1 protein-coding gene is annotated in these 500 nt (G+C 37.2%); it reads right to left on the minus strand.

Translation table 11 applies throughout. The features are described from left to right. Window positions 1-71: 71 nt before the first annotated feature. Window positions 72-443, minus strand: a complete 372-nt coding sequence (locus tag IEY73_RS35005; protein ID WP_000332994.1) for a heat shock protein transcriptional repressor HspR — start codon at window positions 441-443, stop codon at window positions 72-74. Window positions 444-500: the final 57 nt, after the last annotated feature.

Here is a 500-nt window from a genome sequence, read left to right on the forward strand (position 1 = left end):
GTCTTTGCCTATTAGATGCTCTTGGCCTAAAAAATCTTCTAGGCTTTTTGGGTTTAAAAGCGAAGTCAGGCTCATTTTTTAAATAAAATCAATTCATAAAAATTGGTAGGGGTGTTTAAATTTTTCGTTGGGGTTTTGGTGTTTTTAGAGTGTTTGTGCAGAGCGTCTTGCAATTCTTTATTGAGATTGTCTAATTCATCAAGCTTTTCTTTTAAACGCAAAATAATATCCACGCCCGCTAAATTAACCCCCATATCCCTTGTAAGGCGTAAAATCGTTTTGATTTTATCCATATCTCGTTGGGAATACAAGCGCATTTTCCCATCAGTCCTGCTAGGCTCTATCAAACCCTCTTTTTCATATTGGCGCAAGGTTTGAGGGTGCACGCCTAAGATTTTAGCCACAACGCTTATCAAATAAAGCGGTTCATCATAATCGCACACGATTCCTCCTTACAATTCTTTTTCTAATAACGCTTTTAACTCATTAGAAAGCGTTTC

This window comes from Mangrovihabitans endophyticus (genome assembly GCF_014646155.1).
GTDB lineage: Bacteria > Actinomycetota > Actinomycetes > Mycobacteriales > Micromonosporaceae > Actinoplanes > Actinoplanes endophyticus.